This is a genomic window from Enterocloster sp. 210928-DFI.2.20 (genome assembly GCF_020554465.1).
Taxonomy (GTDB): domain Bacteria; phylum Bacillota; class Clostridia; order Lachnospirales; family Lachnospiraceae; genus Enterocloster; species Enterocloster bolteae.
Window position 1 is genome coordinate 79,073 of the sequence record NZ_JAJCHK010000019.1, and the last position, 21,800, is coordinate 100,872.

Annotated in this window: 18 protein-coding genes; all 18 read right to left on the bottom strand. The window is 52.3% G+C overall.

What is annotated here, in order from left to right; translation table 11 throughout:
* Nucleotides 1-9: 9 nt before the first annotated feature.
* A complete protein-coding gene (locus LI015_RS17185; RefSeq protein ID WP_227125801.1) occupies nucleotides 10-2,274 on the bottom strand; it encodes a xanthine dehydrogenase family protein molybdopterin-binding subunit in 2,265 nt (754 codons plus the stop codon).
* Nucleotides 2,264-2,746, bottom strand: a complete 483-nt coding sequence (locus LI015_RS17190) for a (2Fe-2S)-binding protein (protein ID WP_002565082.1) — start codon at nucleotides 2,744-2,746, stop codon at nucleotides 2,264-2,266. Before LI015_RS17190 ends, LI015_RS17185 begins: the two co-directional genes overlap by 11 nt.
* 21 nt (nucleotides 2,747-2,767) lie before the next feature.
* Entirely contained in the window at nucleotides 2,768-3,697 is a 930-nt protein-coding gene (locus LI015_RS17195; RefSeq protein WP_002565083.1) for a dipeptidase, read from the bottom strand.
* 59 nt (nucleotides 3,698-3,756) lie between these two features.
* Nucleotides 3,757-4,056 (bottom strand): DUF6506 family protein, encoded by a 300-nt coding sequence (locus LI015_RS17200; RefSeq protein ID WP_002565084.1) that lies wholly within the window; start codon nucleotides 4,054-4,056, stop codon nucleotides 3,757-3,759.
* A gap of 125 nt (nucleotides 4,057-4,181) precedes the next feature.
* Nucleotides 4,182-5,372, bottom strand: coding sequence for a YgeY family selenium metabolism-linked hydrolase (locus LI015_RS17205; protein WP_227125802.1), 1,191 nt, complete (start codon nucleotides 5,370-5,372; stop codon nucleotides 4,182-4,184).
* A 29-nt stretch (nucleotides 5,373-5,401) separates the two neighbouring features.
* Nucleotides 5,402-6,601: a 4Fe-4S binding protein gene (locus LI015_RS17210; protein ID WP_002565086.1), complete on the bottom strand. Its 1,200-nt coding sequence runs from the start codon at nucleotides 6,599-6,601 to the stop codon at nucleotides 5,402-5,404.
* 20 nt (nucleotides 6,602-6,621) lie between these two features.
* Entirely contained in the window at nucleotides 6,622-7,818 is a 1,197-nt protein-coding gene (dpaL, locus tag LI015_RS17215; RefSeq protein WP_002565087.1) for a diaminopropionate ammonia-lyase, read from the bottom strand.
* Between the two features lie 66 nt (nucleotides 7,819-7,884).
* Entirely contained in the window at nucleotides 7,885-8,376 is a 492-nt protein-coding gene (locus LI015_RS17220) for a (2Fe-2S)-binding protein (RefSeq protein WP_002565088.1), read from the bottom strand.
* Between the two features lie 2 nt (nucleotides 8,377-8,378).
* A complete protein-coding gene (locus tag LI015_RS17225; protein WP_002565089.1) occupies nucleotides 8,379-9,254 on the bottom strand; it encodes an FAD binding domain-containing protein in 876 nt (291 codons plus the stop codon).
* Between the two features lie 16 nt (nucleotides 9,255-9,270).
* Complete coding sequence (locus LI015_RS17230; RefSeq protein WP_002565090.1) at nucleotides 9,271-11,631, bottom strand: xanthine dehydrogenase family protein molybdopterin-binding subunit; 2,361 nt, start codon at nucleotides 11,629-11,631, stop codon at nucleotides 9,271-9,273.
* Nucleotides 11,622-12,968 carry an amidohydrolase family protein gene (locus LI015_RS17235; RefSeq protein WP_227125804.1) on the bottom strand — a complete coding sequence of 449 codons (1,347 nt, stop codon included), beginning with the start codon at nucleotides 12,966-12,968 and terminating at the stop codon, nucleotides 11,622-11,624. The genes LI015_RS17230 and LI015_RS17235 overlap by 10 nt, the downstream gene beginning before the upstream one ends.
* Before the next feature lie 3 nt (nucleotides 12,969-12,971).
* Nucleotides 12,972-14,396: an amidohydrolase family protein gene (locus LI015_RS17240; RefSeq protein ID WP_002565092.1), complete on the bottom strand. Its 1,425-nt coding sequence runs from the start codon at nucleotides 14,394-14,396 to the stop codon at nucleotides 12,972-12,974.
* Between the two features lie 93 nt (nucleotides 14,397-14,489).
* Complete coding sequence (locus LI015_RS17245; protein ID WP_002565093.1) at nucleotides 14,490-15,929, bottom strand: uracil-xanthine permease family protein; 1,440 nt, start codon at nucleotides 15,927-15,929, stop codon at nucleotides 14,490-14,492.
* A 166-nt stretch (nucleotides 15,930-16,095) separates the two neighbouring features.
* On the bottom strand, nucleotides 16,096-17,469 hold the full coding sequence (gene hydA / locus LI015_RS17250) for a dihydropyrimidinase (protein ID WP_002565094.1): 1,374 nt from the start codon (nucleotides 17,467-17,469) through the stop codon (nucleotides 16,096-16,098).
* Between the two features lie 511 nt (nucleotides 17,470-17,980).
* Entirely contained in the window at nucleotides 17,981-18,745 is a 765-nt protein-coding gene (locus LI015_RS17255) for an alpha/beta hydrolase family protein (protein WP_117625953.1), read from the bottom strand.
* A 14-nt stretch (nucleotides 18,746-18,759) separates the two neighbouring features.
* Entirely contained in the window at nucleotides 18,760-20,061 is a 1,302-nt protein-coding gene (locus LI015_RS17260; protein ID WP_117625952.1) for a TRAP transporter large permease, read from the bottom strand.
* Entirely contained in the window at nucleotides 20,058-20,567 is a 510-nt protein-coding gene (locus tag LI015_RS17265) for a TRAP transporter small permease (RefSeq protein ID WP_054354671.1), read from the bottom strand. The genes LI015_RS17260 and LI015_RS17265 overlap by 4 nt, the downstream gene beginning before the upstream one ends.
* Nucleotides 20,568-20,593: 26 nt before the next feature.
* The gene (locus tag LI015_RS17270) at nucleotides 20,594-21,724 is read right to left on the bottom strand and encodes a TRAP transporter substrate-binding protein (RefSeq protein WP_054354670.1); all 1,131 of its coding nucleotides are present in this window, start codon (nucleotides 21,722-21,724) and stop codon (nucleotides 20,594-20,596) included.
* Between the last annotated feature and the right edge of the window lie 76 nt (nucleotides 21,725-21,800).

Here is a 21,800-nt window from a genome sequence, read left to right on the forward strand (position 1 = left end):
GTATAAAATCTATTTATCTCCCAAGGCTGCCAGGACCCGGTCGGGCCTTGCCGGAAGTTCATTGATTTCCCCGCGGACCGCATTGCAGATGGCATTCACCACAGCGGGAGCCGCAGGAACCACAGGACACTCGCCCAGGGCCTTTGCCCCGTAAGGACCGTCCGGTTCTCCCTGTGGGGTTTCCACGAAATCCATATATAGCTTTGGCATCTGGGAGGCCCGGAGCACCTTGTATTTTTTCAGTGTCTGTACCAGAGGTTTTCCGTCCCCGTCATATGCCATATCCTCGCAAAGACCGTAACCCAGTCCCATCTGTATGGCGCCTGCCAGCTGTCCCTTAAGCATCAGGGGATTGATGGCGCGGCCGATATCGTGGACCGCTGCATATTCCAGGGGCCTTACCTCTCCGGTCAGGGTGTTTACTTCCACCTTGGCGATATGTACCCCGTAGGAGGTGGCTCCCCGTTTTGCCTCGTAAGTCTCGGCCACCATCAGCTCCCTCATGCTCACGGACTGGCAGTGGACCATCACGTCGTGAAGGGAGGCGTTTTTCTCCTCATTCTTCCTGCTCCAGGCCCTGTCGTGGTGAAGCTCGATATCATCCGGCTCTGTCTCTAACAGCTTGGCTGCCTCAACCTGCAATTCCCGTTTCATGGCCTCAGCTGTCTTCTTGGCTGCGCTTCCTGCCACGAACACGCCCCGGCTGGAATAATCCCCAATGTGCCAGTGGACCACATCCGTGTCCGCTGCCAGGCAGTCAATCCGGTCCATGCTGATTCCCAGCACCTCGGATACAATCTGCATCTGCATCCCCAGCGTATCGGTACCCATATCATGAGAGCCGGTGTAATAGATGCAGGATCCGTCCTCATTCATCTTAAGCATGGGGGTTGACACATCCCGGTGGGCGCCTACACAGTTGTTGCCGTGGACTCCCAGAGCCAGGCCCACCCCAATCCGTATATCCTGATTTCTTGTAGCCTCCTGCTCCTTCAGGCAGGCTTCATAGTCAATGAGCTCCAGCGCCCTCTTTAAGCAGTCCTTTGGCCTGGAATTGCCGTGGGGTTTGTGGAAAATAGGGTCGCAGCTGTCCGGGTCCACCATGTTCTTCATCTGCAGAGCCGCCATATCCATGTGAAGGAAATCCGCAATCTTCTGCATCTGTCTCTGCCATCCGAAATAGACCTGGGGCGAGCCGTACCCTCTCATGGCTCCTGCTATCTCGGTGTTGGTGTACACGGGCTGGCACTGGAAACGCATGTGGTCAATTTTATATGCCTTAAAGACCTTGTGGGACATGGCGCCGCTTACATTCAGGGCGCTGGAAGCATAGGCTCCCGTGTTGGTGTAGACTTTAAAATCCACTGCCTTTAAGGTTCCGTCTTTCATGAACCCTGTTTTAACATAGTTTACGGAAGCGTGGCGCACACGGGTGGACAGAATGCTTTCCTTTCTGTTGTACTCCACCTTCACAGGCTTTCCCGTCATCTGGGAGAGCACTGCTGCCACAGGCTCCACCGTCACCTCCAGCTTGCCTCCGAAGGCCCCGCCGATGGCCGGCGCCACCATCCGTATCCTGTTATAGGACAGGCCGAAGATACGCGACATGATAACACGGAAGGCAAAGGTGTTCTGGCATGGACTGTATACGGTCAGCTTTCCGTTGGGAGCAAAGTCAGCTATGGCAACATGGGGCTCGATGGCCGCATGATGAATGGCCTGGGTGGTGTAACGGTCCTCAAATACATAATCGCACTCCTGAAAGGCCTCATCCACATTGCCTGCCTCTGCCCTGGAGGTCCCCACAATATTTCCTCCCTCATGAATGGGCCAGGCCTCCGGCTTTATGGCTTCCTCCACATCGGTAATCACCGGGAGGGCTTCGTACTCCACCTTAATCAGGTTTACTGCCTTTTTCGCTATGCCCGGGGACTCCGCCGCCACGGCAGCCACCCTGTCTCCCACAAAGCGCACGGTGTCGTCAAAGATACGTTCCGTGTCCGGAAGCTTGTGCTCAATAAAACGGACCGCGCTGTTGTACCGCACCTGGGGCGTGTTCTTGTAGGTGGCAACCGCCTTTACTCCGGGCAGCGCCTCAGCCGCGGAGGTGTCGATGCTCTTTATTCTGGCATGGGGAACCGTGCTTAAGAGCACCTTTGCGTAGAGCATTCCCGGCAGTTCCATATCACCTACATATATCTTCTGTCCCGTCACCTTTAAGGCAGCGTCGCCTATGGGTCTCGGTTTTCCGATTACAGTGTATTCATTGTCCATTCCGGTTTCCTCCCATCCGACTGGCAGCCAGTAAAATGGCCTTTACTATATTGTCATACCCGGTACAGCGGCACAGATTCGGGTCAATGGCCTTTCTGACCTCCTCCTCCCTTGGGTCCGGGTTCTGGTCCAGAAGGGCTTTGGCTGACATAATCATGCCGGGAATGCAGAAACCGCACTGTACGGCTCCGGCATCCACAAAGGCCTGCTGGATTGGGTGGAGATGGATGCCGTCTGAAAGGCCCTCAATGGTCTCAATGGCCTTACCTTCCAGATTGACAGCCTTTACCAGGCAGGAGCGGGTGGCTACGCCGTCTATGATGACCATGCAGGCTCCGCAGTCCCCTGTCTCACAGCCGCATTTTGTTCCTGTGAGCCTGAGTCCGTCCCTCAGCGTCTTTAACAGCGTCCAGTTCTTTCCCACTGCCAGTTCCCGGCAGACCCCGTTGATATTCAGGCTAATTGTCTCCATATTGTATTTCCTTTCAGAACATCATTTAACTTGTTGCTTGAAGAACCGGTATGCATTGTCAAAGAAAATCTTCTGCACGGCCGCTTCCCCGATGCCGTGTTCCACCAGATAGTCCGCAAACCGTCCCACCCCGTAAGGCGTGTTCAGGTCGGGGTCGCAGGTAATCTCGCCGTCCATATCCCCGCCCCAGGCTATCACGTCCTCTCCGCCTAACTCCAGCATGTGGTAGATGTGACGCAGCAGATAGTCCTTGCTGCCATTGTCATCGTCGTCTATGAACCGTGAGAACAGGTTCAGGCCGCACAGGCCTCCACGGCGCACAATTTCCTTAAACTGCGCGTCCGTAAGATTCCTGGGATGGCTGCAGCAGGCCCTGACATTGGAATGGGATGCCACAAAGGGACGCTCTGCTATGTTTAACAGGTCCTCAAACCCTGCATCGTTGAGATGGGAGCAGTCCACAATCATGCCCACCTGCTCCATCCTCTTTACTGCTTCCTTTCCAAAGGCAGTGAGCCCGGTATCGTTGTTTGGCCCTGAACCCAGCTCATTGGCCCCGTTCCACACCAGTCCCAGCATCTTGAAATTCAGGTCAGCAAAGCGGTTTATGTTGTCCAGATCCCCGTTTAACGCGGCTCCGCTTTCAATGGAGCGGATAAAGGCCCATTTTCCCTCATCCAGTATCCGGTCCAGGTCCGTGATTTTCTCCACCAGTTCAGCCTGGCCTCCTGTCCTTCTCACCTGGTCGTCCATGTACTGGTGGTAATCCAGTACGAACTGCACTGCCTCCTGCCCGCGGATATCATCAGGCACGAAAACAGCCATGACCTGGACAGCCTTCTGGAATTTCTCCCTGTCCCTGAGGGAGAACTGGGTGGTGCAGTTAAGATAATCTTCTCCCCGTTTTTTTAATTCTTCTATGGTGTCGCAGTGTAAATCAAACAGCCTCATAGTATGTATTCCTTTCTCTCTGGATTTGCCTGTGCCGGTTATGTGTCAGAGCCCGGCCATCAGCTCCAGAATGCCAGGGCCTTCTCAAACTGGTCCTGGGGGGTGGTCACATAGCCCACAGGAACCTTGCATCCGGTGGCCTCATACATTTTCTTTGCCAGTTCCTCCCCGAATGCCCCGCAGACCTCAATGGCTCCAAAGCCTTCCTCTCCCAGACGTTTGGCCAGCGCCACAGCCTCTTCGGGATTCCTCACCGTGAGGATGTGTGTCTCAACCTGCTCCAGGTCCAGGCGCGCCATGTCCTTTTCCGGGTCATAGCCCGCGTTCATGATTACCATAGCCCACTTCTTCATTGCCATAATCAGTTTCCTCCTCGCTATGTTCTCTGCGTAACCAGTTATACCCCGGCAAACAGGGCAAAGCGTGCGGGGTGAACCGTACACGCTTAAGCCCTGTCTGCCAGGGGACTATCCTTTTAGTGATCCTATTTCAACAGCGCCTTCATGACTCCGTAATAGGATTCCATGACCTTGTTTAACTGGTCTATCTCAATGTATTCGTTGATGGTGTGGGCCAGTGTCTCTAAGGACGGGCCTACGCCTACGGAACGGATTCCTGCCTCGCCTGCATAGTGGCTGGCATTGGTGCAGAAATCATAGTTGGTGATGGTTGGGTTCAGGCCGATTTCCTTCATTTCCTTATAAATGTTCTGTACCCAGTCCTCGTTCTTGTCGAAGAGCCATCCCGGGAAGAAACGCTCTGCCTCGATGGTCTCGCCGGTCCAGCACTTCTCCTGGCCTACTGCGTAGGAAACCTTTGCCTTTAACTGCGGATCTTCCTTCATCATGCCGTCCAGAAGCTCCTGTAAGGGAGCCAGTACGCTCTCCTTTGTCTCGCCGGTGAGCAGACGTCTGTCATAGGTTGCGCGGCAGTAATCCGGCACAACAGAGGCGCCTGGGTATGGGGAGGATTTCACATCCACCAGCTCCAGGATGCCGTCGCCCAGCACATCGTGGTGAGGAGGTGTCAGCTTGTTGATTTCCTCGATTACCTTGCACATCTTATAGACTGCGTTTACACCCTTGTGGGGGCTGGCAGAATGGGCAGGAACACCGAAGGTTTCCACCACGATCTCAGCACGGCCTCTCTGGCCAATCTTCATGTTCAGCTGGGATGCCTCGCCGATAATAACATAATCCGGCTTCACATAAGTGCTGATTTCCCTTGCAGCCACGCCCTCGAAGCACTCCTCATGGACAACGCCCGCAACGTAGATATCGCCGGGGAAGTCGTAGTCTGCATCCTCTGCATAGTAAAGTGCTGCTGCCAGCATGGCGGACAGGGCGCCCTTCATATCGGAGGTTCCGCGGCCGTACATCCTGCCGTCCACAATCTCAGCGCCAAATGGGTCGTGATCCCATTTTGTCTTATCCGGTACAGGTACCGTATCCATATGGCCGTCAAAGAGGATCTTCGGACCTGGTTTGGATCCCTTTATGTGGCAGATACAGTTGCCGTATCTGTCCACGTGGATATCGGTAAATTTGTGCTCGTCACAGAATTTCTTCATGACGTCCACCACCAGGTTCTCCTGGCCGCTGTAGCTGGGAGCCTGAATCATTTTAGTTGTGAGGGCCAGAAGTTCCTCTGCCCTTTTCTCATTTAACATTGACATTTCTTTTTCTTCCTTTCTATTATATACTGCTACTTAACCAACTCGTAGAAGTCCTTTGACTTCTGTGCCAGTTCCAGATCCTTTTCTGTCTGAGGAGCCAGCTCTGCGGTGAGGGCACCTGTGGGACATACGTCCAGACAGAGACCGCAGCACCTGCATTTATCCATATCCACTGTCATTTCCGGGAAGGTGAGCTTCCTGGCGTCATAGCAGCAGACGGTCTCGCACTTTTTGCAGCTCACACATTTCTTTGTGGTGCCGTCTTCCTTAAATGGTGTGAAATGGAACTTCAGACCGGAAATATGCTCTTCACTGGGGAAGTTTGGATGGGCTGCCCTGTTTACCTCCTGGATGGAGCTGTATCCCAGCTCTGCCAGGCGCTTTGACAGGTCATAGCACATCTTCTCCACATACTCCACGCCCTTAAGGATACCGGCCGTGCAGACGCCTACACCCATGGCTCCTGCCATCATGTACTCGATGGCGTCATCCGCCTTCATGACTCCGCCGGACGCGTACAGGTTCATAAGCTGGGGATTTTCTTTGGCAATCTGGTAATTGTAGCGCATGGCGATGGGCCTCATGGCAGCGCCTGTCATCCAGCCGAAGCCGTCCCCGCTCATCATCTCAGGAGCAGCCTTCTCAATGTCAATCTTCAGTGTGGGTCCGATGGAATCAATGGCGCAGATTCCGTTGGCGCCGTGCTCCAGGCATCTCCTGGCGGTTGCCGCAGTGTCGGGCCAGTTGCCGGACAGCTTGCAGATAACGGGAATATCCACATGCTCCTTGGTGTAGTCCAGCATGGGAAGCAGTGTGTCCTCTGTATAGGATACCAGCTCAATCATATGGGCTCCGGCACGTTCCACATCCTTTACAATGGCCTGGGCCTCCTTTAAGGTATGGCCCACGGAACCAATGACAACGGCTCCGGCTGCAACGGTTTTCGGTATCTCGTTCTCATACCAGTTCAGGCGGTCGGAATCAGCCCACTTCTCGCAGTTGATCAGGGAATCCTGGTTCACGGTGCCCATGTGGTGTACCGGGTTGATGGCTGCTCCCAGGCGGATGGTCTTTGTCACCACCGCGCCGGCGCCGGCCTCATGGCCCTTAATCATTCCCTCCGCCCCGTAGCATAAGGGTCCTGATGAGAGAATATAGGGGCTCTGCAGATGGCATCCGCAGAAGTCAATGGAGATATCCGCTCCGGTTAATTTTGATTTATCTAACATATTTTACCTCCAGCATTTGTTTACTTCAGTCCGCCTTCCCATACAATGGTCTTATAGCGGTCCGGATCCGTGTCTCCCTCGGTGGAGAACATAAGTACCTTGGAATCCTGATTCAGTCCAAGCTCCAGACGCAGCTCGCGGTAGGATTCATCCTTCATGATGGTGGCCAGGGCGCCGAATGTGGCTGCGCCGGACTCACCTGAAACCACCTGGGGGTCTCCCTTAAAGGGAGCTGCCAGCATGCGCATGCCTCTTCTGGCCACATCGTCGTTCACTGCCAGGAAGGCGGTCACATGGTTCTTTAAGATATCCCAGGAAGTGATATTGGGTTCACCGCAGCACAGGCCTGCCATGATGGTGGGCATTTCGCCGTCCACAATGCGTATCTCCCCGTCTGCCGCCTCTGCGCCCCTGTAAAGGCAGGCTGCAGGCTCTGCTTCCACCACTACCATGACCGGAGGATTCTTCTTATACTTGTTGGCAAAGTATCCCACCACGCCTCCTGCCAGGCTTCCCACGCCTGCCTGGACAAACACATGGGTGGGACGCTCCTCAAACTGCTCCACTGCCTCGTCAGCCATGGTGGAATAGCCCTGCATAATCCAGGACGGAATCTCCTCATAGCCTTCCCATGCAGTATCCTGGATGACCACACCGCGCTCCGCGTGTTTGGCCTCCTCGGCCACCATCCTGACACAGTCGTCGTAGTTTACCTTCTCGATGGTGCACTCAGCGCCTTCATCCTCGATGTGGCGGCGCCTGTTCTCAGTGGAGCCCACAGGCATACGGATAACGCATTTCTGGCCAAGACGGTTGGCGGCCCAGGCAACGCCCCTGCCGTGGTTTCCGTCTGTTGCAGAGAAAAAGGTGGCCTGGCCGAACTCGTCGCGAAGCTCCTTGGAAGTGAGCACGCTGTAAGGCATCTGGCTGATATCGCGTTTTGTCTCTTTTGCAATGTATCTGGCGATGGCATAGGAACCGCCTAATACTTTGAATGCATTTAATCCAAACCGGTAGCTCTCATCCTTTACACAGGCCTTTGCCAGGCCCAGATATTCCGCCATATTCTTAAGGTCTGCCAGAGGTGTTACCTGGTACTGGGGAATGCTTTCATGGAAAGCCCTTGCCTTCTTTACCTCCACCACAGACATGATGGGAAGATTTTTGTCTTCTGTCTTAGGCATCTTGTTTAAAGCCCATTTGATTTCACAGCTCATGTTCCAATATCTCCTTGATTTAATATTACAGGCAAACGTCAGACGCGTCCTGCCCCTTATTACCGGTTACAGCTTCTCCATATGGAGCTTCTTAAGCTCCTCTGCCGCCTGGTAGATGGCGTCGGTCAGCTGCTCATACCCTGTACAGCGGCACAGGTTTCCGGATATGGCACGGCGGATTTCCTCCCGTGTGGCATCCGGATTCTCGTCTAAGAGAGCCTTGGCGCTCATGATGAATCCCGGTGTACAGAATCCGCACTGGAGCGCATGGTTCTCAAGAACTGCCTCCTGCACCGGATCCAGCTTCCCGTCGCAGCCCACGCCCTCGATGGTGACCACGTTCCGGCCATCCACCGCCGGAGCCGGCACCAGACAGGCCGTAACTGCCTTGCCGTCCATAATCACGGTACAGGCGCCGCACTCACCAATTCCGCAGCCTTCCTTGGTACCGGTCAGGCGCAGGTCGTCTCTCAGCATATCCAAAAGCCTCTGGTGGGGTTTTACCTCCACCTGGCAGGGCTTTCCGTTTAATGTAAAACTTATTTTCATCTTCTCCACTGCTATACCTCCATTCCTGCTGCCTGGCACAGGGCCCGAAGTACGATTTCCTGGACCGCAGGCTCCTTATACTGGGTGGACCAGCGGACGCCGGTGCGCTCTATCATGACCTCTGACACGGCTTTTCCTGCTTTGGCAAACAGCTCCTCAGACGGCTTCTGCCCTATCAGGACCTGCTCGGCCTTCTCCACTCTGTCAGGCAGTATAAAGATACATCCCGGAGCGATTCTGGCTTCTGTGATGGTTCCCTCAGAGTCCATGGTAAGGGCCGCAGCGCAGTTAAGCCTGGATATGGCCAGAGCCTTTCTTCTGCCCAGCTTGGAAAATCCCATTCTGGTTCCCTCCGGCAGCTTCTTCACCACGAATTCGCGGATGAATTCTCCCGGTTCAAGCTTAAGGCTTCCCTTTCCCTCATAAAAATCCTTAAGCAGGCATACCCGCTCGCCGTCCTGGCCGTACACCTTGATAAGGGCGTCCGCCGCAATCAGGGCCGGAAGGGGGTCGGAGGCAGGAAATGCATTGCCGATGCTTCCGCCCAGGGTCCCGCGGTTTCGTATCTGCGGGGAACCCACGGTGGCGCTGGCCCATCCCAGGAAGGGGATGTGCTTTGCAATGATTTCCGACTGTTCCAAATCCGTGTGGGTGGACAGCGGGCCGATGTATACATACTCCTCGTCCTGGCTGATATAGCGCAGCTCCTTGTCTAAATAGGTGATATCAAGCAGACACTGGAGGTCCTTCCATCGTTTATCCTTTTCGTGAATCTGGACCATGATATCCGTTCCCCCGGCGACGATACGGGCCTTGCCGCCGTATTCCTTAAGCACTTTCACTACGTCGTCCAGGGAAGCGGCCCTGTGATACTTATACTGAATCATTTGCCGAATCTCCCTTCTACTGTAATTTATGTCCCAGCAATACTGTCTCTAAGTCTGCAGGATTTTCATAGACCCGGCGGCCGGTGGCGTTAAAGATGGCATTGGCAATGGCTGCCCCCACGCCCTCGGTGGCTGGTTCCCCGATGGATTTGGCTCCATAGGTTCCTGCCGGATCCTGGTTTTCATATATATTGATGTTCATTTTCGGAGCGTCCATGGAGGTGGGAAGAATGTAGCTGTCAAAATTCTTTGTCTTCTGCCCCCGCTTTCCGGTTACCACGTCCTCTGTCACCGCAAAGCCCTGGCCCATGACAATGCCTCCGTAAATCTGTCCCTTTACAAGAGCCGGATTGATGGCGGTTCCCACGTCGTGGCTGGCTGTTACCTCCAGCACATCCACGTAGCCGGTCTTCATATCCACTTCCACTTCAGCCACGATGCAGCCATAAGCAAAGGTGGGGAATGCTTTTCCCTGTCCTGTTTCATGGTCCTGAATCAGATCCTGGGGCTTAAACCACTCAAAGGCAGCCATCTGTTTGCCGGTCCAGAGACAGGCATTGCAGACGCCGGAGAAGGGGACCTTCACATCCGGATATTTCTTCAAATAAAACTGGCTGTCTAAAAGCTCCACCTGATCTGCTGTCAGTTTGCTGTAATCCAGGGTTCCCTTCTTAAGGCCGTATGCCTTCTCGATTTCCTCCAGCGGAAGGCTGTGAAGCTCCAGGGCATTCTGGATCATGACTCCCTTCAGCTTCTCTCCCGTCTTTCTGACGGACTGTGCTCCCATAACCGTTCCTCTGGAAGCCACTGTCATGCCGCAGTCCGGGATGGAATGGGTGTCGGTGCCGAAGAAGCGGATTGCCTCATAGCTCACACCCAGGGCTTCTGCCGCAATCTGGGCATAGGCTGTCTTTAATCCCTGGCCGTTCTCTGCCAGACCGGAATTAATCATCACGGAACCGTCCTCGTTGCAGATCATCATACATCCTGAAGCGTCCGGAGATTCAGCTCCCAGGCCGGAACCCCTGTGGCAAACGGCCAGGCCGATGCCTCTGCGCTTACGGCTTCCCTCAGGCTGGTTTAAGTAGGCCGCGTGTTTCTCCTTGTAACCGGTCTGCTCTGCGGTGGCGTCCATGATATCCTGGATCACGCAGTGTTCCACGGGTACGCCGGTGGCTGTCAGAGCTCCGTCGTGGAGAAGGTTCTTGCGGCGGAATTCCAGTTCATCCATACCGCAGGCCATGGCCAGCTCCTCGATGAACTGCTCCTGCGCCCAAATCAGCTGAGGGGATGAGTAGCCTCTCATGGCGCCGGAGTGTACATTGTTTGTGAACACACCGTATGTATCCGTCTTGATATTATCAATCTCATAAGGGCCTGCTGAATGGACATTTGCCCTCCAGTTCATGAACTGGGTCTGGTTGTTGTAGGCACCGCAGTTATCCACCTGCTCGCCCTGCCAGGCCACGATCCGTCCGTCCTTTGTGATTCCGGCCTTGTAGCGGAGGCGGAAGGGATGGCGCTTAGCAGATTCCAGGAAGGAGTCCTCCCTGTTGAACACGAACTTAACCGGCTTTTTCGTCAGGCTGCACAGGTAGGCGCATCTTCCTGCCACCAGTCCTGCTCCTTCTTCCTTGCCTCCGAAGGTGCCGCCCAGGGTCTCCTGGACCATGCGGACCTGGTTCATGGGCACTCCCAGCACATCCGCCACATACCTTCTTGTAAAGAAGGGATTCTGGGAAGCGGAATGTACGGTCATGGCGCCGTCATTGGGATTCAGGTAACAGATACATGCCTCCGGCTCAATATAGGAGTGCTCAATGTACTGGGTCCTGTATTCCCTCTCCAGAACAATATCCGCCTTTTCAAATGCTGTGTCCGGGTCTCCTTTGCGGATATGGAACACGGAATCCTTAAAAATATTGTCGGGATATTTCTCATGGACCGCAAAGGCGCCCTCGCTTAAGGCTTCCTCGATGGTATACACGCCCGGAAGCTCCTCATACTCCGCATGAATCGCCTCCAGAGCCTCATCCACCAGCTCCTTTGACTGGGCTGCGACCATGGCTACACAGTCGCCGGAGTAACGGATGGTATCCGTCAGATACATGTATCCTGCCCAGCTTCTGGTGCGGGGCATGTCAAAACAGGTAACAACAGCCTCCACGCCCGGAATCGCTTTTGCTTTCGCGGCATCAATGGACACTACCCTGGCACTGGAATAGGGGCTTCTTAAAACGCCAGCGTAAAGCATTCCTTCCATATATATGTCCGCTGCGTAGCGCGCCCTTCCCGTTACCTTATCCACCCCGTCAATACGGGGTACGCAGTGGTTTACCACAGAAAAATGTTTTTCGCCTACTTTTGTTAACGACATTCTGAATCTCCTTTCCAGAACCTCTCTGTCTTTTCTTCCATCTCTCTGCGCACAGCCTCTTTGTCAAGAGTCATCAGCTTTCCGTCCCTCTTAAGCCATGCGCCTCCCACCATCACGTTTATCACATTCTGGGGGTTGGTAAAAAGTACTAATTGGTCATATACGTTATATTCATTGATGGGAGTGGGTCTTGCCACATCCACGGTAATCAGGTCGGCCAGCATGCCCTCCTTTATGACTCCCGCCTCTATGCCCACTGCCTTTGCGCCGAGCTCCGTTGCCATACGGTACACCTTCCTTGCAGGCATGGCCTGGGGATCCTTATGGTAGCCCTTGTGAATCAGGAACGCTCCGCGCATTACTTCAAAGAAATTGTTCACATAGCCGTCCGTGCCCAGGCCAACGGTCATGCCGGCCTCCAGCATTTTCTCTATGGGAGCTATTCCTCCGCCCACCTCGCAGTTGGACAGCGGCATGGAAATGGCCTTCACGTCTTTTTCTGCCAGGATAGCTATTTCCTTATCAGTGACCTGTACCAGCTGGGAAGCCAGGACGTTTTCGTCCAGGCATCCCATGCCGTCATATGCTTCCACCGGCGTGGTTTTTAAATGTTCCCTGGCCCATGCCGGTTCAAGGTCGCTTTCACTCATATGCATGTGAAGCAGGCATCCGGCTTCGTCTGCCATGCGCTTTGCTTCACGTATGAAATCCTCGCCGCAGGTAAACAGGGTGTGGATGCTCATGACGCCTTTCACAAGACCGTTTTCCTCATTACAGGCCTTTGCAAAGTCGAAGTTTTCCTTCAGACCCAGCCGGCCGTTTTCCCCGCTCTTTCTCTCACAGGCCTCAAAGGACAGGAAGCCCCGCAGACCGGCTTTCTCCACTTCCTCTTTTTCTACCGCAAGAGCGCCGGGAATGGAATTAGGTCCTTCCAGGATATCCACAAAGGATGTAACCCCGGAGTCAATCATCTCCACGCAGGCCCACCTGGTGGTGATACGCGCCAGGTCATGGTCCACTCTGTCCTCCACGTAGGGCCACCAGAAATCCTCCAGATAATCGGAGAAATCCGTTACCATTGCCTCTGCCGTGATGCCGTGGGAAAGGACGCCGTACATATGGTTGTGTCCATTGACAAAGCCCGGAAGAAGCATCTGTCCCGGAAGGCAGACTGTCTGCACCTCCTCATTGCTTCCGCTGCCCAGGGTATCCCATGGACCCACACAGGCAATCCGTCCTTCTTCTATCCGGACGCCCCAGCCCTTTTTCAGGCCCTCCGGCGTCAATACATAGTCTGGTTTTATAATGGCCGCTGCCAGATTTCCATTTTTTATCATTCTCTACTGCCTCTCATATTTTCTATAAGTATCATTCCACTTATGTCCTTCTAAGCGGTTGGTGATATTACCTCTCACGCAGAGTTCCTCCGCTGCCTTCTGGGCTGCCCGAAGCTCTGTCTTTTCATCCTCTACTGTCAGGATAACACCCTTTTCCATGACTGCCCTGCCGTCCACATACACGTCTGTAATGTTCTTTAATGACGCGGAGTACACCAGGGTGGAGCATGGGTTGTGAAGAGGTACTGCCTTGACGCACTCATACGGGTCAAAGATTACCATATCCGCCTTCTTGCCTGCTTCTATGGAACCAATCTCCTTTTCCATTCCAATGGCCCTTGCGCCGTCTATAGTGGCCATCTCCACCACCTTCTCAGCCGACATGGACAGCGGATCCCTGGTAGCGCACTTCTGCAGCAGGGCCGTGTTCTTCATCAGCTCTATCATGTCGTTGGCGTTGTTGGAAGCAGCTCCGTCCACGCCCAGAGAACAGGTGACGCCTGCCTTTAAAAGCTTTGGAATAGGTGCCACACCTGATGACAGGTACATGTTGGAACATACATTGTGGGAGATCTTAAGGTCATATTTTCTGGCCTTCTCGATATCCTCATCCGTCAGATGCACACAGTGCACCATCAGTACGTTGGGTCCGCAGATTCCCATGTCAATCATGGCGTCGATATCCCACAGACCGTGGATGCCCTTGGCTGCCTCCCTGTCAAACTCTGTCTCAGAGATATGTATGGTAATGCCTGATTTGTACTCGTTGGTCACCTTCCAGAGCATCTGAAGCGTCTCCCTGGTGTTGGACCACATGGCTGCCGGCGCCACCCAGATTTTAATGCGGCCGTTGTCACAGTTGTGGTAGCGCTCAAAGATATCCCTGACGCCCTTCTCGATGTCGTCCTTCTGCTGTGTGATGCCCGGATGCACGCCGTACTGGATTCCGGTGTCCATGCAGCCCCTGCCGAAGATGCCGCGGATTCCCAGCTCTCTCATGGCCTTTATAACGCCGTCGTCCAGCCCTTCCCTTGGATGGGGATACATATAATCCACGTTGGTGGTGATACCGCTGTGGATGCCCTCCATCAGGCCCAGCATGGCGCCGTGGTAGCAGTCATCGGGAGTCAGGTTGGTGGCTGCAGGGAAGGTCATGGTTTCCAGCCAGTCCTTTAACACCATATCATCTCCCAGTCCCCGAAGCAGGGTCTGGAACAAATGGTTGTGGGTGTTCACAAAGCCAGGGAACATTACCCTGCCCTCCAGGTCCGTCACGCGTTCACAATCCGTATACTTGGCCTCCATTGCCTCGGTAGGTCCCACTTCCACAATCCGGTCGTCCTTAACGGCTACCGCACCGTGAAAGAATATCTCCCTGTCAGGATTTACCGTTACAATGATTCCGTTTTTAAATAAATGGCTGATCATAGTCAAAACTCCTTTTCTCTTTGATTCACACAAATGCTGCTCTCACACGTATGGTTCTCGCACGTATGGCTCTCACACGTACGGCTCTTACAATCAGGCCCTGGCTGTTCCCAGCTCCTGGTCCTTGGCAGATACAGCGTCATCTTCCGTCTGGCTGATTTCCCTTATGTACTCTGCTTCCACTTCCTTGTCCGTCTGGTCCTTTGGAAGTATCAGGTTCAGTATAATGGCAAATCCGGCCACCAGGATGATGGATGACTCCCCGAAGAACATCTGTACATACTCACCCATGCCTGACAGCGTATCCTTTGCCAGAGAGATGCCCAGTCCCAGTGCAAGGGCAGGTCCGCATATAAGCATTGCCCTGTTGGTAAATCTGGCTCTTGCCACCAGGCTCATGCCTGACATACATATCATGGAGAATACCACGATGGTGGCTCCGCCGATAACGCAGCTTGGGATGGTGGAAAGCACGCTGGCCAGCTTTGGACAGAACGCGGCTGCCGTCAGTGTGATGGCGCCCCAGCCCATAACCCAGCGGTTACAAACCTTTGTCAAAGCAACGATACCGGAGCACTGGCTGTAGGTTCCTGTTGCAAAACAGTTGAAGAAGGAGGAAAAGATACATGCAATGCCGTTGGCGATGATACCGCCCCGCAGCTCCTCATTCTTCGGCTGTCTGTTAAGACCGCCTGTGGCCGAAACCGTAAAGTCTCCTGACATCTCCACTGCATTAATGAAGAACAGCAGGATAAATACCAAAACAAAGTTCAGGTGGAACTCCAGTTTTCCGAAAGCCATTGGCCTTGGAACAGCAAACCATGCCGCTTCGCTGATGGGCGAAAAATTAATGTATCCGAAGATGGCTGCTATCACATATCCCACAATCATGCCGCCCAGCACTGCTGCCGCGCTGACCATGCCCTTGCCGTAGCCGTTCAAAATCAGAATGGCCAGAATAACAATCAGACCGATGACAAAATTGTGGAGCTGTCCCATGGACGGGTCACCCTGTCCGCCTGCCAGATTATAGGCAGCTATGGGGAAACAGGAGATACCGATAGAGGTGATGATGGTTCCTGTCACCACTGGCGGGAAAAATCTCCTAATTTTTGGAAGGGCAAAACCGATAGCAATAGACACAAGACCGCCTATAAGCTGCGCCCCAAATAAAACCCCTAACCCATAATTGACAGATACGGAAATGCAGATGGGAAGAAATGTGTATGTCAGTCCCATCATGACAGGCAGCCCTGATCCGAATTGAATATTGCCGAACCGTATGGGGAATACCTGCAGAAGTGTGGCCACGCCGGCTCCCAGGATGGAGCACTGCAGAAGCAGTGTAGCGTGTGAAGTGTCCATGCCGCTTGCATTTGCTACCAGAATCATGGGGACTATGTTTCCCACGAACATGGCTAAAAGCTGCTGGAATCCCAGCGGAAATGCCTGTGCGAATGGAGGGCGTCCATTTAACTCATAAATGGAGCCAGTTTTAATAGTTGAAGTACTTTTGGATGCATTCTTATTCATGTTGTTCTCCTTTAACTGATTAAGAATACGAAAGGGGGCTTCTTCCCTTCGGGTGTTCCTGACTTCGTCGTTACCCACCCTGATTCGTACCAGGATGTGCCTGTGGTATGGTTCTTTATCCGTCCAGTGTACAGGCTTGACAGATAGACTAAAGCCGGAGAAAAGCCTATCTGACCAATGTGTTCCTGAGTAAATAGTTGCCGGCCGGTACATCTGTCTTAAATGCGCCGTCCTCTATGATTTTTTGCCCTCTCAGAAATACATGCTGGACTTTATGTGAAACTACCATTCCCTGGTATGGGTTGTAGTCTACATACTGTTTCTGTGTGCCGGCATCTATGACATGACTGCTGTCCGGCCGGATTACCACCAAATCAGCGTCGCTGCCTGGCTGTATCACTCCTTTCCTTGGATATAAACCAAATATTTTTGCTGGATTTTCTGCTGTCATCCTGGCGATGTCGCTGTATGTAAGGCCATGGCTCTCAGCCTGTGAATACATAAGTTCCAGCCGGTTCTCCACACCCGGAAGTCCGTTAGGTATGAGGCGGAAGTCCCCCAGGCCCAAATCCTTCTGGCCCTTGTAGTTAAAGGAACAGTGATCCGTGGAAACCGTATCCACAATCCCCTTCTTAAGTCCCCTCCACAGGGCTTCCTGGTCCCTGCTGCTTCTAAGCGGCGGGCTGCAGACATATTTGGCCCCCTCGAAACCGGGAAGATGGTACTTTTCCTCTGTCAGGAACAGGTATTGAGGACATGTCTCGCAGTAGACCCTCACTCCCTCTTCCTTTGCTTCCTCTATCTCCTCAAGCGCCTGTCTGGTGCTGGTGTGGACTATGTAAACCGGAACCGTGAGAAGCCTTGCCATGTCAATCATCCGGGACACGGCCTCATGTTCCACCTCATTGGGCCTGGACATCGGATGGAGGGATATATCCGCCGGATGCCCGGCTGCCAGTTCCTCCCGGCGCACATCCAGGATATCGCCGTTTTCGCAGTGTACCATCAGAAGGACACCGTGTTTCTTCATCAGTGACAGGAGCCGGTACATATCACGGTCCTCCACTCCCAGGTCCCCCTTGTAAGCCGTGTAGGCCTTAAAGGAAGTGACTCCCTGGCGAATCATGGAGAGGATTTCCTCCTCTATCCCCTCGTCATACCGGGCCACGGTCATGTGGAAGGAATAATCCGTAAATGACCGTCCGTCCGCTTTCTCATGCCACCGGTCCAGGCCGCTTTGAAGGCTGGCCCCATGGTCCGGCTCCGAGAAGTCAATCACGGTGGTGGTTCCCCCCGCCACAGCCGCCCTGGTGCCGGTCTCAAAATCATCGGAAGTCATGATGCTGCCGCAGGGCATGTCGAAATGGGTGTGGGCGTCGATTCCTCCCGGCGCAACCAGACAGCCGGACACATCCATCACCTCTTCCCCTTCAAGGGGATTCAGGCCGGCGCCTGTCTGTAGGATTCGTCCCTCGTCCATGCGGATATCCTGCCGGGTACATCCTGACCCGCTGACCACAATTCCGTTTTTTAGCAGCATCCTTTTCACCTCTTTATCCTGTACTTTATCCCGTATTCCCGGTTAAACCAGCTTCCTATTCCAGCTTTTACCGCAATTATCGTTAATTTTTAGACAAATATAAACAAAAAAAACAAGAGCCGCAACGCTTTGTCAAAGGTTGCCAAACTCTTGTTAGGGTTAACAAAAATTTTTCTCTCCTGGTGGAGCTTTATGATTATGTCTACATTTTACATCTTAATCTCAAAATGTCAATATACTACCAAAAGATTTTCGCCAAACAAAGCATTTTCATGTATTACTTACAATTTTCCCACTCCTTCTTTGTGATATTTTCCGATAAATTAGTTATTCTCGTCTGAAAATAACGACAATTCTAATTGGTATATTTTTGAGACGGAGAGCAAAAACCCCTGTCGGAATAGTCCGGGCAGGGGTTGGATTACAGATATAAAACTGCACTTAATCCTTTAACAGTTTGTATTAAAATGGAAATTTTTTTTAATTTTATACAATTTTCGGAATATGTTTGTTATTTTTCTATCGAGCCTGTCTTTTCTTTTATGTATTCAATGCTCAACTCATATACCTTATTCTTCCACTCAACCGAGGTAAACTGATGATTGGCACCTTTTATTATTTCCAGCCGGGCCTTTTGCCCGTACAGGTCCAGATATGGTCCAACCGCATAAACCGGAACCTTCTCATCTAACTCGCCGTGTATAAGAAGCACCTCTTTGCCGTAACCTTCCGCCTGCCTGACAATATCCGTCTTTCTCACCTGGGAGAGGAATTCACTGGACATCATAAGTCCGCCTATGTCGTAGAACTCCTCGTAGTGGCCCGGAACAGCATGGACACGGCTGCTGATATCATAGTAGACCACATTTCCCGGAGCCCACATAACAGCTCCCCTGGGCTGAAGCTGCGGTATGATGTTGGAGACAATGGCCCCTCCCATGCTGTGCCCTACGGGAAACATATTGTCCCTGTCACACCATGGCTGCTCACTGGCCCACAGATAAATGGCCGTTGCCTGCTCCACCTCATCCATATATCTCATTTCCGAAAAGTCCCCATCGCTTTCGCCGCATCCGTAAAAGTCAAATTTCACACATGCGATGCCATTGACAGCGCACTTTCTGGCAAACAATTCATGAAGACGCATCTGGCCAATCCGATCCACGCAAAAGCCATGATAAAAACAAACCACAGGGAAGGGACCCGTTCCCTCGGGAAGCCTTACGTCTCCCCGCAGAAGTTTATGATTTACTTCCAATTCAACATTAATAAACATTCCTTATCCTCCCATTAACCGGTAAATGTATATCCCAGCAGCTTCGGCAGGAACATTGTTATCTCCGGGAATATAATCAGTAATGCCAGCAGTATATAGAGAACGATTATCATGGGGAACGTATCTTTAAAAATCTCCTCAAAACTGGTTTTTGATACTCTTTGGGCAACAAAGAGGTTTCCTCCCATGGGAGGCGTAATCATTCCGATACACAGGTTAATCACCATAATGATGCCAAAATGAAGGGGATCATAGCCAATGGCTATCGCGATAGGCGCGAAGATCGGCCCAAACAGTACGATTGACGATATGGTATCCAGAAACATCCCAATAATCAGGAGAGCAATATTGATCATCAGCATGATCATGGCTCTGGAACTTGTTATGGACAGCATCCAGTCTGTAATCATGGTCGGGACACGGTTCATGGTCAGTATCCGCCCAAAGGTATTTGCCGCGCCAAACAGTATCATGATGGTAGCCGATGTGATAGTCGCGTCAAACATGGCCTGGCAAAAAGCCTTCCAGCTAAGATGATGGTATACGAAAACAGCTACAATGATTGCATACACAACACCGATGACCGCGGATTCCGTGGGAGTAAACACACCAGAGTAAATGCCTCCCAATATAATGACGGGCATCAGGATAGCCGGTATGGCCTCTTTCAGAACAACCGCTTTTTCCCCGGCAGTCTTTGCCTTGGTCTCATTCCCCTTGTAGCCCCGCTTTTTGCTGGCAAAATAGTTATAAATCATCAGAGCCACACCCATGAGGACACCGGGAATAATCCCTGCGATAAACATATAGGATACGGAAACCCCAATGGTAACTCCGTACATAATCATGGGTATGGAAGGCGGTATTACCGGTCCGATGGTGCTTCCTGCCGCTATCAGGGCTCCGCTGTACCCTTTGGAATAACCCTGGGCCGTCATGGCACCAATCATGATCCCGCCTATGGCCGCAGCTGTAGCGGGACCGGAACCCGATATGGCCGCAAAGAACATGGATGCTACTATGGCAGCCATCCCCAATCCGCCCGGCATGGTACCTGTCAGCATTTCCGCCACATCCACCAGCTTTTTTGCAATGCCGCCTCTCTCCATCAGGCTTCCTACCAGCATAAAAAACGGAATTGCCATCAGTGAAAATGAATCAATGCTTGTGACTGTGGACTGCGCCAGCATCTGTGTCATATTGCTTCCCGCGTTAAAGACAGAGAATGTAGCCACACAGCTCAATCCCAGACTCACCGCAATGGGGACAGTACCCAAAAGGCATATAAATAATACTCCCAGCATTGTACCAATCATACCTCTGCCCCCTCCTTTCCTGTGTTCATGAATTCTCCAACTCTGCGCTGGATAATCCGTATACTCATACCGGCCATTCCCAATACACCGGCTAGATACATAATCCATTTGGGAACAAAGGGCAGGGCGGAAAGAACCTGCCCCTGGTTCCGTATCAAATTCATAAGCTGGAATATTTCATAAGACATGTATATCCCATAACCGGCAGCAATCACATCCCCCGCCAGGTACACTGCCTCAAAAATCTTCGGGTTCTTCTTAAAAGCCAATGACAATGCAGTCACTCTCATATGGGCATTGATCTTTCCTGCCCAGCTGATTCCGGCAAAGGATGTCCATACCAGCAGCAGCCTGGCCAATTGCTCGCCCCAGGAAAGGGTAAAGTTGAATACAAATCTGGTAACAACGTTAAGTGCAATAATTACAGTCATCACAAGAAACATGCATACAATGATATACTTCTCAATCTGGTTATAGAAAGGTTCTTTTTTCTCAGTCTGCTCCATGTTGTTCTCCTTATATGCAAGGCCTTTTACTTCATGTACTTTGCGTTGATTTCGTCAACCTTGTTTACCAAATCTTCCCCTATTCCGGGAACATACTTGTCATAAACCGGCTTTGCCGCGTCGCGGAAGGCCTGTCTCTCCTCATCCGTAAGGGTAATGATTACATTTGTCCCATTGTTTCCAATTTTTTCTTCCAGTTCAGCCTCATTGGAAGCAGAAAGTTCGCGCTCATAAACAATCATCTCATCCACACATTCCTGAATCACCTTCTGGTCTGCTGCGGAAAGGCTGTCCCACCAGGTCTTGGAGGCTAATAATGGGCTTGTATCATAAATATGGCCTGTCTTTATAATATATTTCTGTACCTCGTACAATCTGTTTCCGTCAATATTGGCAAAGGGGTTCTCCTGGGCATCCATGGTTCCATTCTGAAGCGCCGTATATAATTCAGAGAATGCCATAGGCACTGCGGACGCACCCAGCGCATTGAAATGGTCAATGTGCATCTGATTTTCCATAACCCTGATTTTCAGTCCCTTCATATCCTCCGGCTTGTGAATTTCCTTATTTGCAGTCAATTGTCTCCAGCCGGTAGCCATCCATGTCATCCCTTTGAAGCCTGCGGGTTCCAGATTGCTGAATATCTCCTGTCCCACTTCGCCGTCCAGCACCTCCTCAGCCGCTTCATTGGACTGGAATAAATACGGAAGGTCCAAAAGGGCAGTGGAATCCGTAAATGCCCCGAGAAATGCCACGGAAGAAATTGCCATTTCCAGGGTACCCATCTGAAGCTGCTCCAGAAGTTCCGTATTATTTCCCAATGCCGAGGCAGGGAATACGTCTACCGTAATTCTTCCGCCGGTTTTCTCTTTTAACATTTCTCCTAATTTGTTGGATGCAAGGTCAATAGGAACTCCCTCCTGGCTGACATGGGCTATCTTGATCACGATAGGATCTCCCTGGGTGTAATCCGCATCCCCGGCAGATGACTCAGCTCCTGCCGCCTCTGCCTGTTTCTGTGCCTCTTCTTTTTTTGTTTCTGAAGGCTGGGCAGCTGACGAAGGGGCAGCGCTGCCTCCCCCACAGCCGCTCAAAGCGAGCGCTGCCAGCGAAACTGCGGTTGCGATTGCCAGTAACTTTTTTCCTGTCTTTTTCATTCTTAATCCTCCCACATAATGATATAATCTCTCGGAATCTCTAAGCCAGTAAATATAAGGCTTTCAGATTCCTTTT